Annotated in this window: 18 protein-coding genes; 8 read left to right on the plus strand and 10 right to left on the minus strand. The window is 46.7% G+C overall.

What is annotated here, in order from left to right:
* Positions 1-67 precede the first annotated feature (67 nt).
* Entirely contained in the window at positions 68-1,909 is a 1,842-nt protein-coding gene (gene typA / locus QRD89_RS04340) for a translational GTPase TypA (RefSeq protein ID WP_062515341.1), read from the plus strand.
* A gap of 40 nt (positions 1,910-1,949) precedes the next feature.
* Here typA and QRD89_RS04345 read toward each other — a convergent pair whose 3' ends face one another.
* Complete coding sequence (locus QRD89_RS04345) at positions 1,950-2,696, minus strand: FixH family protein (RefSeq protein WP_286096399.1); 747 nt, start codon at positions 2,694-2,696, stop codon at positions 1,950-1,952.
* 137 nt (positions 2,697-2,833) lie between these two features.
* Positions 2,834-3,520, minus strand: coding sequence for a bacillithiol biosynthesis deacetylase BshB2 (bshB2, locus tag QRD89_RS04350; protein ID WP_008632710.1), 687 nt, complete (start codon positions 3,518-3,520; stop codon positions 2,834-2,836).
* A 153-nt stretch (positions 3,521-3,673) separates the two neighbouring features.
* Here bshB2 and nadE point away from each other — a divergent pair, with 153 nt between their 5' ends.
* From nadE to msrA, 3 genes are all read left to right on the plus strand, one after another.
* On the plus strand, positions 3,674-4,414 hold the full coding sequence (gene nadE / locus QRD89_RS04355) for an NAD(+) synthase (RefSeq protein WP_286096400.1): 741 nt from the start codon (positions 3,674-3,676) through the stop codon (positions 4,412-4,414).
* Positions 4,415-4,426: 12 nt separating this feature from the next.
* On the plus strand, positions 4,427-4,990 hold the full coding sequence (locus QRD89_RS04360) for a cysteine hydrolase family protein (protein ID WP_008632707.1): 564 nt from the start codon (positions 4,427-4,429) through the stop codon (positions 4,988-4,990).
* Positions 4,991-5,053: 63 nt separating this feature from the next.
* On the plus strand, positions 5,054-5,749 hold the full coding sequence (msrA, locus tag QRD89_RS04365) for a peptide-methionine (S)-S-oxide reductase MsrA (RefSeq protein ID WP_286096401.1): 696 nt from the start codon (positions 5,054-5,056) through the stop codon (positions 5,747-5,749).
* A 37-nt stretch (positions 5,750-5,786) separates the two neighbouring features.
* Here msrA and QRD89_RS04370 read toward each other — a convergent pair whose 3' ends face one another.
* From QRD89_RS04370 to QRD89_RS04385, 4 genes are read right to left on the minus strand one after another with little or no spacing between them, the layout of a single operon-like run.
* Positions 5,787-5,948, minus strand: coding sequence for a hypothetical protein (locus QRD89_RS04370; RefSeq protein ID WP_161484930.1), 162 nt, complete (start codon positions 5,946-5,948; stop codon positions 5,787-5,789).
* A gap of 58 nt (positions 5,949-6,006) precedes the next feature.
* Positions 6,007-6,321, minus strand: a complete 315-nt coding sequence (locus QRD89_RS04375) for a DMT family transporter (protein WP_286096402.1) — start codon at positions 6,319-6,321, stop codon at positions 6,007-6,009.
* 2 nt (positions 6,322-6,323) lie between these two features.
* Positions 6,324-6,680 carry a DMT family transporter gene (locus tag QRD89_RS04380; protein WP_353477934.1) on the minus strand — a complete coding sequence of 119 codons (357 nt, stop codon included), beginning with the start codon at positions 6,678-6,680 and terminating at the stop codon, positions 6,324-6,326.
* On the minus strand, positions 6,680-7,270 hold the full coding sequence (locus tag QRD89_RS04385; RefSeq protein ID WP_286096403.1) for a TetR/AcrR family transcriptional regulator: 591 nt from the start codon (positions 7,268-7,270) through the stop codon (positions 6,680-6,682). The genes QRD89_RS04380 and QRD89_RS04385 overlap by 1 nt, the downstream gene beginning before the upstream one ends.
* Before the next feature lie 185 nt (positions 7,271-7,455).
* On the opposite strand from QRD89_RS04385, the gene QRD89_RS04390 reads away from it, so the two are divergent.
* On the plus strand, positions 7,456-7,662 hold the full coding sequence (locus QRD89_RS04390) for a DUF3006 family protein (protein ID WP_008632701.1): 207 nt from the start codon (positions 7,456-7,458) through the stop codon (positions 7,660-7,662).
* Between the two features lie 165 nt (positions 7,663-7,827).
* The gene (locus QRD89_RS04395) at positions 7,828-8,541 is read left to right on the plus strand and encodes a PAS domain-containing protein (RefSeq protein ID WP_026578617.1); all 714 of its coding nucleotides are present in this window, start codon (positions 7,828-7,830) and stop codon (positions 8,539-8,541) included.
* A 47-nt stretch (positions 8,542-8,588) separates the two neighbouring features.
* On the opposite strand, the gene QRD89_RS04400 is transcribed toward QRD89_RS04395, so the two are convergent.
* Positions 8,589-9,689, minus strand: coding sequence for an oxidoreductase (locus QRD89_RS04400; RefSeq protein ID WP_008632697.1), 1,101 nt, complete (start codon positions 9,687-9,689; stop codon positions 8,589-8,591).
* A 123-nt stretch (positions 9,690-9,812) separates the two neighbouring features.
* On the opposite strand from QRD89_RS04400, the gene QRD89_RS04405 reads away from it, so the two are divergent.
* Positions 9,813-11,963, plus strand: a complete 2,151-nt coding sequence (locus QRD89_RS04405) for an ATP-dependent helicase (RefSeq protein ID WP_062515332.1) — start codon at positions 9,813-9,815, stop codon at positions 11,961-11,963.
* A gap of 25 nt (positions 11,964-11,988) precedes the next feature.
* On the opposite strand, the gene QRD89_RS04410 is transcribed toward QRD89_RS04405, so the two are convergent.
* Positions 11,989-12,456: a hypothetical protein gene (locus QRD89_RS04410; protein WP_008632689.1), complete on the minus strand. Its 468-nt coding sequence runs from the start codon at positions 12,454-12,456 to the stop codon at positions 11,989-11,991.
* Positions 12,457-12,639: 183 nt separating this feature from the next.
* Here QRD89_RS04410 and QRD89_RS04415 point away from each other — a divergent pair, with 183 nt between their 5' ends.
* The gene (locus tag QRD89_RS04415) at positions 12,640-13,038 is read left to right on the plus strand and encodes a GNAT family N-acetyltransferase (RefSeq protein WP_008632687.1); all 399 of its coding nucleotides are present in this window, start codon (positions 12,640-12,642) and stop codon (positions 13,036-13,038) included.
* 64 nt (positions 13,039-13,102) lie between these two features.
* Here the strand turns inward: QRD89_RS04415 and QRD89_RS04420 are convergent, their stop codons facing one another.
* Both QRD89_RS04420 and QRD89_RS04425 read right to left on the minus strand, forming a co-directional pair.
* Entirely contained in the window at positions 13,103-13,618 is a 516-nt protein-coding gene (locus tag QRD89_RS04420) for a DUF6241 domain-containing protein (protein WP_286096404.1), read from the minus strand.
* Between the two features lie 108 nt (positions 13,619-13,726).
* Positions 13,727-14,497, minus strand: coding sequence for an SDR family NAD(P)-dependent oxidoreductase (locus QRD89_RS04425; protein WP_008632681.1), 771 nt, complete (start codon positions 14,495-14,497; stop codon positions 13,727-13,729).
* Positions 14,498-14,570 lie beyond the last annotated feature (73 nt).

The raw sequence follows: 14,570 nt of genomic DNA on the forward strand, positions 1-14,570 counted from the left end.
ATCTGCGCCCTTGAAACTGTGTTATAATAGAACGGTTGAATAATGATACGAAAGAGGTGTGTGCTTCATGCAACACAGAGATGATATACGTAATATCGCGATCATCGCACACGTTGACCACGGAAAAACGACGTTGGTTGACCAAATGCTTCACTACTCCGGAACCTTCCGTGATAACGAGCACGTCGATGAGCGCGCCATGGACTCTAATGATTTGGAAAAAGAACGCGGAATTACAATTCTAGCGAAAAATACCGCGATCAATTATAACGATGCACGCATCAACATCCTTGATACACCTGGTCACGCAGACTTTGGTGGGGAAGTTGAGCGTATTCTTAAAATGGTAGACGGCGTACTGCTTGTCGTAGATGCATATGAAGGCTGTATGCCACAAACACGGTTCGTTCTGAAGAAAGCACTGGAGCAGAAATTGACTCCTGTTGTCGTCTTGAACAAGATTGACCGTCCGAACGCCCGCCCTGATGAAGTTGTTGATGAAGTTCTGGACTTGTTCATAGAACTGGGTGCAGATGACGAACAGCTGGAATTCCCTGTTGTCTATGCTTCTGCATTGAACGGTACTTCCGGTGATGAGCCTGAGGATCAGCAGGAGACGATGGACCCGATCTTTAAACTGATCATGAACAACATCCCTGCACCAGTGGATACGAAGGAGGAGCCGCTTCAGTACCAGGTAACATTGCTTGATTACAATGATTATCTTGGACGTATCGGTATCGGCCGTGTATTCAACGGTACGATCAAAGTTGGACAGCAGGTATCTCTAATGAAGAAAGACGGTTCCGTTAAAAACTTCCGCGTTTCCAAGCTGTTCGGATTCATCGGTCTGAAACGTGTCGAAATCGAAGAAGCGAAAGCTGGAGACATCATCGCTCTTGCGGGTATGGAAGATATCAACGTCGGAGAAACGGTTTGCAGCCCTGAACATCAGGAAGCAATGGAAATCCCACGTATTGATGAACCAACTCTTCAAATGACATTCCTTGTCAACAACAGTCCTTTCGCCGGACGCGAAGGTAAGTTCGTAACGTCCCGTCAAATTGAAGAGCGTCTGATGACACAGCTCGAGACTGACGTAAGTCTTCGTGTTGATCCTACGGAATCTCCTGATGCTTTCACAGTTTCCGGACGTGGAGAACTGCACTTGTCTATTCTCGTTGAGAATATGAGACGGGAAGGCTATGAGCTGCAGCTTTCCAAGCCGAAAGTAATCTTGAAAGAGATCGACGGCGTTCTATGTGAGCCTGTGGAACGTGTGCAAATCGATACACCGGAAGAGTACCAGGGTGCTGTAATGGAGTCCATTGGTTACCGTAAAGGTGAAATGCAGGATATGGTCAACGATGGAAACGGCCAAGTCCGTCTTGAATTCCTTGTACCTTCCCGTGGTTTGATCGGATATTCCACAGAATTCATGACCCAGACACGTGGCTACGGTATTCTAAACCATACGTTCGACGGATACGCACCTATGGCCAAAGGTCAGGTCGGCGGCCGTCGGGAAGGTGTCCTTGTATCTCTTGATAAAGGAAAAGCTTCCACATACGGAATCATGAACTTGGAAGACCGCGGTACGATCTTTGTAGAACCGGGTACAGAAGTTTATGAAGGAATGATTGTCGGTGAGCATAACCGTGAGAACGATCTTACCGTTAACATTACGAAAGAGAAGCACTTGACCAACATCCGTTCTGCTAACAAGGATTCAACCTCTACGATCAAGAAAACACGCCAGATGACTCTGGAGCAGGCAATTGAGTACTTGGATGATGATGAGTATTGCGAAGTTACACCGGAGAGTGTGCGTCTTCGTAAGAAATATCTCAACAAGAACGAACGTGAAAAAATGGCGAAGAAGAAAAAGCTCCAAAATACAGAAATTTAATGACAAAGGCCGCCCTTTCTATGGGGCGACCTTTTTTTCTTTATTCTTCGATATCCAATGTTTCTTCTTTGTGTCCGTGTATGTCTTCATCCATCTTCTCAAAGTGAACGTTCACCTTGTAGGAACCGGTTTGGGGAAACGTAAACTGACCTCGGTATTCGCCTGATTCTACAGGATCTGTATCCACATAGGCAGGCTCTTTCATAAATGGTGCAGTAATTTCCAGTCTCACTTCAGCATCGGAAAAAGGCTCTTCCATATGGTTGATATGAACCGTAAGTAAAGACGGCTCTCCTTGCTTTACGTCTTCTTCGGTTACCAGTTGAACCATGAACATGCTCTCCGCCATTTGTGCGGATCTATCGGAATCATGAGCGTCTTTTGGAAGTTCGTCTCCTGCAGCGATGATCCGCTTCGGCATCGTATGGATATCATCAACTTGTGTATGGGCGATCACTTCATAGGCTCCGTTTTCTTTAAATGTATAGGATGCTTCATATCTCCCATTACCAACATGTTTTGCTTCCAAAATTTCAGATGTGTCCTGTCCCTTTTCCGAAAACCAGACTTCAAATTTGACGGAGGCGGCATTCTTTACCGGCTGTCCTTCTCTCGTTACTTCTGCTTGAAGGACACTTTGTTCGCCGACAGGGAGAGGCTCGTGATCCACTTGGATGACCACCTCGGGGCGGAGAGGGACTTCCTGTTCTTCATTTGTGGAGCAGGCTGTAACAGCGATTAATAGTAAGAAAATGATGACAGCGCTCGACCACGGATGTCTTTCCATCCAATCCAGCTCCTTCTTTTCTATGATCTATGATAAGGGTATCATTTTCAGGATGGACATTTCATGGCCTCTTTAGTCGCCTGTTCAAGTAGGATTTATGGAGATGTAAAAAAGAAAGACTCCGTAGAGTCTTTCTTTTAGGTGACCTGATCATTGTTCCAGTTGTAGGTGTAGAAGCGCTCATCTTTTACCCATTTCATCGCTTCCGGATCGTTTACTTTGATGCCTTCTTCCAGCATCTGGAGTGTGCGGGACGTCTGAGAGATGTGTGCCCGCATGGCGTTCAATTTCTCTTCTTGGACGGATTCGATATTATGAACGATATCCGGTCTGCCCAATTTTTCTTCCGTGTCGTTCGCAAAGGCGACCGTATGGAGCTTCGGCCTGTCCTGTGGATCGATCTCTCTGACGGCACGGACGACGGCACGGGCTGTTGCTTCATGATCGGGGTGGACGGCAAACCCGGGATAGAAGGTGATGATAAGAGATGGATCCAGTTCGTCAATCAGCTGACGAACCATATTCTTCATCTCTCCATCATCTTCGAATTCCAAGGTCTTGTCACGAAGGCCCATCATGCGCAGGTCTTCAATTCCCATGGCTTCTGCGGCTTTGATTAATTCCTGCTTCCGGATTTGTGGAAGGGATTCTCTCGTAGCGAATGTAGGGTTTCCAAGGTTTCTTCCCATTTCACCTAACGTCAGGCAGGCGTAAGTGAGAGGGGTTCCTTGTTTTATATAGGATGTAATCGTTCCGGATACTCCGAATGCTTCATCATCAGGGTGTGGGAAAATAACGAGTACATGGCGTTCTTGTTCTATCATACTTTTCACTCCTTGAAAGGATTGCTATCCCTCATTATTGCGTAAATGCATAGAAATGAAAAGTTTTTTGTTTACCCTTCTATATGTTTATCTATTTGAAAAATAAGGAAAGTCATTTAGTAACATTCATTATAGAAAGGTGTGGTGGAGTCTATGGAAGATCGAATTAATTACTTATGTGAATGGCTGCAGGGAAAAGTAGAGGAAGCGTCCATGGAGGGCGTATTAGTAGGGATAAGCGGAGGGATTGATTCCGCCGTCGTTGCTTTTCTAATTAAAAGAGCCTTTCCGGAACAATCATTAGGCGTTTTGCTGCCGATCCATAAGAAGATGGAAGAACAGAAGGAAGCCTTAGAGGTGGTGGAAGCGGCTGACCTCGACTATATAGGGATCGAGTTGACGGAGCCGTATTCGGTTACATACGATACGATCAAACAGCAGCTGGATTCCCGTGGGGATTGGAACCGGGATACCGAACGGCTTCGCGGGGCCAACCTACAGGCAAGGCTTCGAATGAGCACCCTCTACGCAGTGGCTGGTAATTACAATTATCTTGTTGTCGGAACCGACAATGCTGCAGAAGACTATACCGGTTATTTCACAAAATACGGGGATGGCGGAGTAGATTTGAATCCACTGCTCCATTTAAGGAAAGAGGAAGTGAGAGAAATGGCAGTAGCACTCGGAGTCCCCGAATCCATTGTGAAGAAAAAACCGAGCGCGGATTTGTGGGAAGGACAAACAGATGAAGAGGAACTCGGAGTCTCTTACGATGCCATCGATTCATTCTTGAAAGGGCAAGACATTGAGGAAGAGGCAGAACAGCAGTTGAAAGAGCGGCATCGAAAGACGCAGCATAAGCGGGAAGTTCCAGCCGCTCCGGAACCATTTTAAGGAGGGTAGATGATGAAAGAGGATAAGAAGACGGCCTTACTGATCATAGACATGATCAACAAAATGGATTTTGATGGTGGTAATGATTTGTTGGAACAGACACTTCCGATTACGGATACCATCCTTTCTTTAAAGGAAGAAGGAAGGTCAAAAGGAGTGCCGGTCATCTACGTGAATGACAACTTCGGGCTGTGGCAGGACAACGTGCCCGATTTGATTGAAGAATGTAAGCAGGGGATCGGGAGACCGGTCATTGAGCGGATGCTTCCGGAAGAGGACGATTATTTCATTATTAAACCGAAGCATTCCGGATTTTTCGGTACACAACTCCATATTCTGCTGCAACAGTTGGGGGTGGAGAGATTAATATTGACCGGGGTCGCCGGTAATATTTGTGTTCTTTTTACAGCTAACGATGCTTATATGAGAGGGTACGATTTGTGGGTGCCGAGAGATGGAGTGGCTTCCGAATGTGCCGAGGATAATGAGAACGCGTTCCGAATCATAGAACGTTCACTGTCGGCAAACACAGGGAAGACGACTGAAACCGGTTGGGATCATGCTTTTTATTCCTGAGCGCACTGTCTATCCCCCAATTTCTCTCTCCCATGTTATATTGTAAGGGAGAGGAGAGGTCGAATGAGGAAATATAGGAAGCGTTGGATTGCAGTCATTGTGCTTCTTTTGCTTGCTGTCTTCCTGGTTCCAGAAGGATATGCTTATTTGACCCAGAGAAGCGGCGGAAGTGAGGCTGTAACGGAAGAGGATATCCCTGAAGGATACGAAACGGCTGTTTTCGCCGGCGGCTGCTTTTGGTGTATGGAGCCGCCTTTCGAGAAATTGAAAGGGGTGAAGGAAGCAGTCTCCGGTTATACAGGAGGGCATACAGAAACGCCTACTTACAAAGAGGTATCTGCCGGGGATACCGGTCACGTCGAAGCTGTGCAAGTCTATTATGATCCGGATGTCCTCTCTTATTCTGATCTTTTGGAAGTATTCATACGACAAGTAGATCCTACTGATGCCGGAGGTCAGTTCGTCGATCGAGGCTCTTCTTATACAACAGGGATTTTCTATAAGAGCGAAGACCAACGGAAGAAGGCAGAAGCTTTCCTTGCTTCTCAGCAGGACTCCGGTCGATTCACCGAGGAGATCGTGACCCCGATTCAAGAAGCGGGGGCATTTTACCGTGCGGAAGAGTATCACCAGGATTACTATAAAAAGAACAAGCTCCGCTACGAGTATTACCGCGGAAATTCCGGACGGGATGACTATCTTGAGAAAACATGGGGAGAGGATCGGGACGTGGACCTTCCCTATAAAGCAGAGCCATAAATAAAAGGAAAGCCGGAATCCCGGCTTTCCTTTCATTTTAATAGTTTTTCACTTCTTGAGGTGCAGAAGGTCTGGCATCAGGATGATCCAAACTCGTGTACCCTATATAGCTGAAACCAACGACAATCAACATGAGAATACCGACTAATACTTTTCGCAATTTCCGTTCCCCCATCGATGCTGTAACAATAGGCTGCACTGCAGCTTCTTCTTATTTTACGTGCTTAATAGCGATCATTCAAGCACTATTGTCACATTTATGAGACTAATTTCAATCCGATGACGCCTGCTATGATACAACCCACAAAGGCTATTCTTTTTGGATTGATTTGTTCCTGGAAGAATAGTATTCCCAACAACACTGTTCCAGCAGATCCGATTCCTGTCCAGATGGCATAAGCCGTTCCGATCGGAAGCTCTCTTAGAGACAATGATAAGAAATAGAAGCTCGTCGCCCCGGCCAGAACTGCAAAGACCGCCGGCCGTTTTTTCTTGAAACCTTCCGACAGCTTAAGAAAGAACATCGCTACCATTTCTCCCATACCAGCCAAAATTAAAAATACCCAAGCCATCCTTATCCCTCCTGGTGTTGGACTTCCTCGGTGGTTGGCGAGGAGTCACTCATTTTCAATCCGATAATACCGACAATTAAAAGAACAATAAAAAAGACCTTTCCCGGGCCGCCGCCATCGCCGAGAAGTGTCATTCCGAGAATCGCTGTTCCCGCTGCACCAATACCTGTAAAAATCGCATATCCCGTACCAATATCAAACATGGTCAACGCCTTCGTAAAGAAAGAAAAGCTGATCAAAATCCCGATCACTGTTAACGTAGAAAACAATGGATCCGTAAAGCCTTCTGATAATTTCAATCCAATCGCCCAACCTATTTCAAATACAGCTCCTACGAGCAGATAGAACCATGCCATCATTACTCCTCCTTCCCCGGGCATTGGACGCCCAGCCAGAAAACTTCCCAGCTCGCCTCCTGCCGCTTATGAAATACTTCCTTGTCATAAAAGTTCTCTTCCAGGAATAGACCGTTAGTAAGGGTGTAAAAGGCAGAAGTCAGCTGTTCCGTCGGAAGTGGACGGATGACTTTTTCTTTAATTCCCTGTTCTAAAATCGGTACGAGAATGTCTGTCAGTGTTTTCTCGATCATCAGAAACACTTCCTGGATGTCATCAGAGAAGTCCTCCGGCGGAAAGAAAGTGACCCGCTTGAAGAACATTCCCTCCGTCGAATTCGACATATGATCCAAATACGTACAATACAGGTGCTTAAGCCGTTCGGCTATCGTATGATCCTTAGAAAGCGAGGTTTCTGAAATCAAATAATCGGATTCCCGCTCGGCCACGTGATATAAAACGCTCAAAAAAATGGCTTCTTTATTGTCAAAGTGATTATAAATGGAAGGTTTCTTAATTCCTACCGCATCCGCTATGTTTGCCAAGGTCGTATTCTCATATCCCTGGTTGGCAAAGAGCGTCAGACTCTCTTCCATAATGTTTTCTTTCGTCATGTGATCACTTCCTTATCATTCAACTAACTAACGTTTGTTAGTCTATCTTATCACGGTCATAGAACGATGTCCAGAGCAGGGGTTTATTCGACATGTTTAGCTATAAGTAGACAGGGGTAAGGGTAGGTAAGAGCCGCCTGGCGCAGGAAAGAAGGGTGGACCAACTACAGAAGGGGATTGGACCGGTGAACCAATACAGACTGGATCGATACGAAGGTAACTATGCTGTCTTAGTTGAAGATTCTGAACGGAGAAATGAACTTTCTGTCTTGAAGGAACGATTAATTGGATTTGTAAAGCCCGGCGATTGTCTTGAAATCGAGTTCGACTCGATCGGGAACCTAAAACATGTAGCTATCATATCCAGATTGGATCAAATGGAAAAGGCGTAAAAGCATCCTTCTTGCGGGTGCTTTTTTTATTTGCACAGAAAGCCGACCTTTAGAATAAGAATGCATCTTTAATTATACTAATTTTTCAGAAAATTATGTCGAATTATCTTGATTTTCCAAGTGTACCCCCATCATAATGAAAGTATGAAGACAGGGGGGTTCCGGATGCTTATGCAGAATGCGATGGATCTTTTGGACGAAGGGGTCTTGATTTCGGATAAGCAATATAGAATAGCCTACGCCAACCCAGCTTATGGACGGATATTTGAACTGGAGATGGAGGAGATCATCGGCAGGAAGTTTTCTGAGCTGTACCCGGACAGCGACATGCTGGAACTTGCAGTCGGAAATGATGCGAGGGAAGAAGTAGCAGAGAAGCAGCATCGGATCCGAGGGAAAGAGGTCGTACTGGAGTGGTTCACCAAGTCATTTCGTGAGGACGGGGAAGTGTACATCCTTGCAAGGGTGAGGGATAAAACCGCAGAAAAGGAAAAGGAAGATCGACTGACCTATATTATAGAAGAAATGACGGTCAATATTGTAACGATCGCCAAAGGGTTCGGGCTGCTCCCGCTGCAGCCTATTTTACGGGAAGCCCAAAAAGAAACCCTGTTGACGCGTGTGCCTGCCGCCTGTCAAAAAAAACAAATAGACAGACTCGCCATCCAATTCGCCAGTATTACTTCTATTGACGAAGCCTGGGGCGACCTGCTAAGGCGTCTGATCCAGAACCTTCAGCTTCTTGGAGTAGAGGTGGCGCTTGCAGGTCTAAGGCCGGAAGTGGCGATGCAGTTTACAAATTATAGAATAAGACTGGACGGTGTTCGTACGTTCCGAAACCTTCAACAGGCAACCCGCTATTATTATGGACAATCCTGACTGACAACAAGAGCCGAACTCCCTGTATGGGGGCTCGGCTCTTGTTGTTATCTCCATTCCTGTTCTTTAATATCAGCCTGGGGAAGCATAATGCTTTGGAAATCAAAGGCTTCCAGTGATTCTCCGCGTCTGATCTTGTCAGGGGCATCAGGGTTTTGCAAAGCGCTTGTGCCGAGACTGATAAAATCAGCCTCTTCTCCATTAATCAGTCTTGCTGCTTTTTCCGGGTCCTGAAGCTGGCCGTTTGCGATGACCGGTAGCCCGCTGAACGTTTTGGCGGCAGCCGCCATGGACATAGATCCTTCACCAAAGCCGGGCTGGGTGCCGTCTTTATCTGTAACATGAATAAAGTTCAGAGAGCTGTCTCCCAAGTCTCCGAAAATTGTGCGCGCATCCGTTTCTCCTAACGCCCAGCGGTGTTCGCCATCCGAAGCTTTTCCTTGAGAAATTCTTATCCCGACGAGATAGTCACTGCCGACAGCCTGTCTGACTTCCTCTATGACTTCCAGTGCAAAACGAAGCCGGTTCTTCGTTACTCCTCCGTACTCGTCCTCTCTTTGGTTAAAATAATCAGTAAGGAATTGATCGATTAGATAACCATTCGCACCATGGATCTCCACACCATCGAATCCGGCTTCCTTCGCCAGGCGTGCAGAAGTCGCGAAAGCCTTTTTGACGGATGCGATGTCTTCTTTGTTCATTGCCCTCGGTGTTGAGAACGCACCATTTCCACCATAGAAAGAAAGCTGGTCCCCTTTTGGTGCCACTTCGGAAGGAGCGATGGTTTGATCCTTATAGGCGTTACCTTGGGACTGAGCCCCGGCATGCATAATTTGGGCGATGATCCGGGTTCCGTGCTTTTGAACCCCTTGGATAATCGGCTTCCAAGCATCCCTGTGATTCTCATCGGCAAGGCCTGGTTGATTGGCATACCCTTGCGAATAGGACTTATCGGGGTATATTCCTTCCGTGATGACAGCGCCGAACCCACCGGCTGCAAATCGTTCGTAATAGTGCTTCATTCGGTCTGTCGCTATTCCGTTATCAGCTGCGCTGATTCTCGTCATTGGTGCGACGACGTACCTGTTCGGGAAGTGTGTATGATGCACTTTCTTTTCTGTGAATAGAGGTTGTACCTTGTCCTTCATTGTCTCTCATCTCCTTCTTCCTTCCTCGTTTCCTCTTTTGGTCATTCTCAAACAGTCGGATCATGGGAATAGTCCCCGAATGTGCTATAATACAAACAAATGTTCTTGAAAAGGAGAAGCACGATGGAGAAGTTATTGAACGGATTGAACCCTTCCCAGCAGGAGGCGGTCGCATCCACGGAGGGATATGTGCGGGTTATCGCGGGAGCAGGGTCAGGAAAGACGCGCGCTTTGACAAATCGATACGCCTTTCTTGTCGAAGAGCTCGGAATCGACCCCGGTAATATATTATCGGTGACGTTTACGAATAAGGCAGCCAATGAGATGAAAAAACGAGTCAAAAAATTAATCGGCGGGGAGCAGGATACGGGCTTCATCACCACCTATCATGGATTCTGTGTCCGTATTTTAAGGGAGGATATCCACCGCTTATTCTATCCGAAGAATTTCGCCATTCTGGATGTAGAGGATCAGAAAGTGCTGCTTCGGGAAATATTCGAAGAGCTTGAACTGAAGATGAACGAGAAGACATTCAAGCGGATATTGGACAAAATCGGTATCCTGAAGGGGAATACACATTACGTCCAACAGATGATACTCCGGGGGAAGATGCCCGATTCGGAAGCATCCGGCGATTTGGACGGTCAGATTATCCAACGTTACTTGAAAAAGCAGAAACGGGTATATGGACTTGACTTTGATGACTTGTTAAATTTCGTCTTCGTCCTGTTTGATCAATATAAAGAAGTGTTGGAGAAATGGCAGGAGCGCCTCTACTATCTCCAGGTGGATGAATTTCAGGACAGCAGTCTGAAACAGTTCGAACTTGTGCGTATGCTTTCCGATAAACATCGGAACCTGTTTGTCGTAGGCGACCCGGATCAAACCATCTATGAATGGCGGGGAGCAGACCCGAAATATATGGTCGACTTTGAAAACTATTTCCCTGAAGCTCAGACCATTTTTCTAAACGAAAATTATCGCTCGACTCCGGAAATTCTGTCCTTGGGGAATGCGCTGATCCAGAATAATTATTTTCGCGTCGATAAGCAGATGACCCCTGTCCATCCATCCGGGGTCAAGGTTCTCCACTATCATGCCAAAGACGAAGTCAAGGAAGCGAAATGGGTGAAAGATAGAATTCAATCCATTCTTCAAAAGGAGGGCGGGCGACGTTCGGATATCGCCATCCTGTATCGGGCGAATTACTTATCCCGTTCCGTCGAGCAGGAATTGATTGCTGCCAATATTGATTACACGATCTATGGCGGCTTCAAATTCTTCGAACGTATGGAAATTAAAGATGCGCTTGCACACTTGCGAATGATCGCCTGGGGAGATGATCTTTCCTTTGCGCGGATTATCAATGTTCCGAGAAGGCAGATTGGGAAGAAGCGGATGACCTTTCTTCGTCAAAGGGCGGAAAAGGACGGGACGACTCTTTATGAAACATTGAAAAAGTATCAGGAGGATCCTTTGTTCCTGAGAACAGGAGCAGCTTCCTTTATTGAATCAATGGAGCATCTTCGATCCATTCAGAAAGAGAGAAAAGTTTCGGAGCTTTTGCAGGAGTCCATGCAGTCTACCGGTTATGAAGCATACAGGCGTGAAGACGGGGACCAGGAACGGCTTGATAATCTGGCGGAACTCCTTCATTCCGTCGTGCAGTATGAACAGATGGCGGGGGAAGCTATACACCTCGATGAGTATCTTCAAATGCTGGCGTTATATACCGAAAACGACCGGGAGGAGCAAAAGGATTCCGTCAAACTGATGACGATTCATACAGCGAAAGGACTTGAATTCCCTTACGTATTTCTGATCGGGTTGTCAGAGAATATCCTTCCTAATGTCCGGGCGCTCAGGGAACGGAAAGAACGGGCCCTTGAAGAAGAGCGTCGCCTTGCTTACGTAGCCGTCACCCGGGCGGAGAAGGAACTGTATCTGACGGAATCGGAAGGCTTTCAGAACGGAGGGCAGAAGAAATACCCTTCCCGTTTTCTGTTCGAAGTGGAAGAAGGTCTTTATGAGAGTATTGGAGAAATGGATCCTTCCTTACGGGAGGAGGCAGAAGAATATATCCGTGCTGCCTACCGCGCTCCGGAACCGACCGATAGCGGCTTTAAGAAGGGCGAGCGGGTGAAACACCCGGTCTTCGGTGAAGGCGTTATTGAGGAAATCGATGGGAAGAGGAACAATTATATGATTTTCTTTGACCGTCTGAAGGCTCCGCGGCCGATCAGTCGAAACTTTAAAAAACTTGAAAAAATATAAAACAGCCGCTCAGCGGCTGTTTTTTTTAAATCGAATTTGCGATATTCATTGCTTGTTCTGTCCGGTCCTCTCCTGTTCCGTTATATTCCACTTGATATATGACATCAGAGTCGGACTCATACCACTCGACGAATACGGTATCGTTTCTTTCTTGAACACCGGCTACTGCTCCATTGTTAAGAGGTATCTGCAGCTCGGATTCCTGAAGGATGTTACCTGGCTCATAGATCGTATGCACGGCTGCTTCCGTTTCTTTCTCTGATCCATATACAATTGTAACGGTGCTGGAATCTATACTCGCCTGGACATTAGAGACGTCAAAGGGCAGCTTATCCGGAAGTCCCAGTCGCTCCTTCTGACTGTCTGATAAAGCCTGGATAGGTTCCGCGAATGTGTCCGGGTGTGCTTCCTCCAAATCCTGCAAACCTAAGTCTTGGGAAGAACAGGCGGCAAGCAGAAGCAGAGAAATAATCAGGATGGAACGCTTAAACATGTCTTATCCCCCTTGAATAATTCGAAAAAGTCCGATAATATTTTAACATAACCCTTATGATAATGCGCATGTAAAGGGCTGGTAAAATTAAAAAAGAGATAAAGTAGGAGAGAAATAGAATCTACAATGACTGGGTGACGGCAGAAGGGAATCAACATCCTATAAGAAGAAAGGTTGGATTTTATGAATTCCATTCAAGTCCGCTCATTTCTAGAACACGACATCGATGCCGTTCAACAGTTGAACGAAAAGGAAAACTGGAAAGTCCTTGTGGATCGGGCCGAGGAGACTCTGTGTTCCTGGCTGAATTCAGAGCCCGCGCTTGTTGCCGTTTCCGATGGGGAAGTCATCGGTTACCTGCGCGGCCTTACCGATGGCACGATGACCCTTTATATCTGTGAGCTGCTCGTTAAGGAAGAGTATCGGAATAACGGCGTGGCGCAGCAGTTGTTGCGCACAGCACATGAGTGTTATCCTGAAACGAGGATGGAGATGCTGGCAACAGAAAGCTCTGCCTCTTATTACACAGGACAGGGTTTTCGTAATTTCGCCGGTTTCCGGAAGACTGCAGAAGAATTGTAGAACCAAAGAAACGCCCGGACACACGGTCCGGGCGTTTTTTTTGTCTTGGTGCAGGGACAATCTATTACTGGTGCTTTTCTATATATTGGACTTCTTCTTGTTCGGTTAGCAGGCCTGTCGCTTTTCCGACATTACCATTTTGAAGGTTCCATATGGTGTTGTGATCGGAGACGGCATGGGAGTAATCATCGTTCTTCCAGCGCGTCAAAATCTCTTTATATGTGTCCCCATGCTGTAATTCAGAAGAGGCGGTGTGTTGAAGCAGCCAGTCGATCCGCTCGGGATGGATGACGTAGTTCGTCCACTTCTTATCTGCTTTGACCTTCTGGTGAGACATGGCGTGGATGTACTGCTGGTAATCGGAATCCGTCAAATCACCACCGGCCTTTTCGTCTCCGAAAGGATTCTTCTTTTCTTTCTCGAATTGTTCGACTTCCTCGGTTACGTTCTGTTCGGCAGACTGTCTGGTCGTCTCCATTTCTTCTGCCGTCATCGTTTCTTCCTGGCTTGCGAAGTAGTAGGCTGCCGCTCCGACAATGAGGACGACCCCTGACAATATCCCGACGATCCACTTCTTCATAAGATCCCCCTTTAATCCCTTTCATTTCCATAATATCTCTATTATAGAGAAAAAAGATTCAGGACGAAAGGTTTATCGGGGGAATCTCTCTATTTGTGATGCATACTCTTAACGGTCGACATAGTGTGCCAGTTTGGCGGCAAGAGAGCGGGGGAGTAGTTTTGAAGCGTAGGCCATCCCTTGATTTGCCATTCCGGGAATGACGACGCGCTTCCCTTTTACGAAGCCGAGAAACCCGGATTTAGCAACGGTCTCCGGCTTCATAGTGCTGTAGACGAGCTTCGTATGCTCTGCTTTCGCCCTTTTGAAGAATTCTGTCTCCGTTGCACCTGGACAGAGAGTTGTGATTGTCACACTTGTATCTCTGCACTCTTCGACAAGAGCTTCGGAAAAGGATAGTACGTAAGCTTTGGACGCATAGTAAACGGCCATTCTAGGGCCTGGCTGGAATGCAGCTGTGCTCGCTACATTGAGGATCCCCTTCGGTATCGAACGGAACCGCGCCGCTTTGATTTCAGGCAGGAACAGGTGAGTCAGTTCTGTTAAAGCATTCACATTGACCTGCAGCATCTGCTGCTGATCGGCAAGGGGGAGTTCATCAAATATTCCGTTTAAACCGAACCCGGCATTGTTGACCAACACGGTAATCGTCAGTCCGAGTTCTTTTACCCGGTCATAAATCTGTTGGGCAGCACCTGGCTCGGAAAGATCCTGGACAATTATGGTGACGGGATGTCCGTCCAATTCCTGTTTTAACGCTTCCAGCCTGGCCTCTGATCTTGCTACGACAATCAGGTTGTACCCGGACTTTGCAAAGAGGCGGGCGAGTTCGTACCCGATTCCTCCGGAAGCACCGGTAATGAGTGCAGTTGGTTTCATACGTCTCTCTCCTTTATAACTTCTCTTGGATTGCTAATAGTCTATACCCAAATACTGAATTCTACAAATCAAG

It is taken from the genome of Halobacillus sp. ACCC02827 (assembly GCF_030291935.1).
In the GTDB taxonomy this organism is placed as follows: Bacteria; Bacillota; Bacilli; order Bacillales; family Halobacillaceae; genus Halobacillus.

Bases quoted from the DNA above. Each gene is read 5' to 3' on its own strand.
- QRD89_RS04375 (WP_286096402.1), bottom strand. From the start codon at position 6,321: ATGGCTTGGGTATTTTTAATTTTGGCTGGTATGGGAGAAATGGTAGCG.
- QRD89_RS04400 (WP_008632697.1), bottom strand. From the start codon at position 9,689: ATGAAGGACAAGGTACAACCTCTATTCACAGAAAAGAAAGTGCATCAT.
- QRD89_RS04425 (WP_008632681.1), bottom strand. From the start codon at position 14,497: ATGAAACCAACTGCACTCATTACCGGTGCTTCCGGAGGAATCGGGTAC.
- QRD89_RS04360 (WP_008632707.1), top strand. From the start codon at position 4,427: ATGAAAGAGGATAAGAAGACGGCCTTACTGATCATAGACATGATCAAC.
- QRD89_RS04405 (WP_062515332.1), top strand. From the start codon at position 9,813: ATGGAGAAGTTATTGAACGGATTGAACCCTTCCCAGCAGGAGGCGGTC.
- QRD89_RS04380 (WP_353477934.1), bottom strand. From the start codon at position 6,680: ATGATGGCATGGTTCTATCTGCTCGTAGGAGCTGTATTTGAAATAGGT.
- QRD89_RS04385 (WP_286096403.1), bottom strand. From the start codon at position 7,270: ATGACGAAAGAAAACATTATGGAAGAGAGTCTGACGCTCTTTGCCAAC.
- QRD89_RS04410 (WP_008632689.1), bottom strand. From the start codon at position 12,456: ATGTTTAAGCGTTCCATCCTGATTATTTCTCTGCTTCTGCTTGCCGCC.
- typA (WP_062515341.1), top strand. From the start codon at position 68: ATGCAACACAGAGATGATATACGTAATATCGCGATCATCGCACACGTT.
- nadE (WP_286096400.1), top strand. From the start codon at position 3,674: ATGGAAGATCGAATTAATTACTTATGTGAATGGCTGCAGGGAAAAGTA.
- bshB2 (WP_008632710.1), bottom strand. From the start codon at position 3,520: ATGATAGAACAAGAACGCCATGTACTCGTTATTTTCCCACACCCTGAT.
- QRD89_RS04345 (WP_286096399.1), bottom strand. From the start codon at position 2,696: ATGGAAAGACATCCGTGGTCGAGCGCTGTCATCATTTTCTTACTATTA.
- QRD89_RS04415 (WP_008632687.1), top strand. From the start codon at position 12,640: ATGAATTCCATTCAAGTCCGCTCATTTCTAGAACACGACATCGATGCC.
- msrA (WP_286096401.1), top strand. From the start codon at position 5,054: ATGAGGAAATATAGGAAGCGTTGGATTGCAGTCATTGTGCTTCTTTTG.
- QRD89_RS04420 (WP_286096404.1), bottom strand. From the start codon at position 13,618: ATGAAGAAGTGGATCGTCGGGATATTGTCAGGGGTCGTCCTCATTGTC.
- QRD89_RS04395 (WP_026578617.1), top strand. From the start codon at position 7,828: ATGCTTATGCAGAATGCGATGGATCTTTTGGACGAAGGGGTCTTGATT.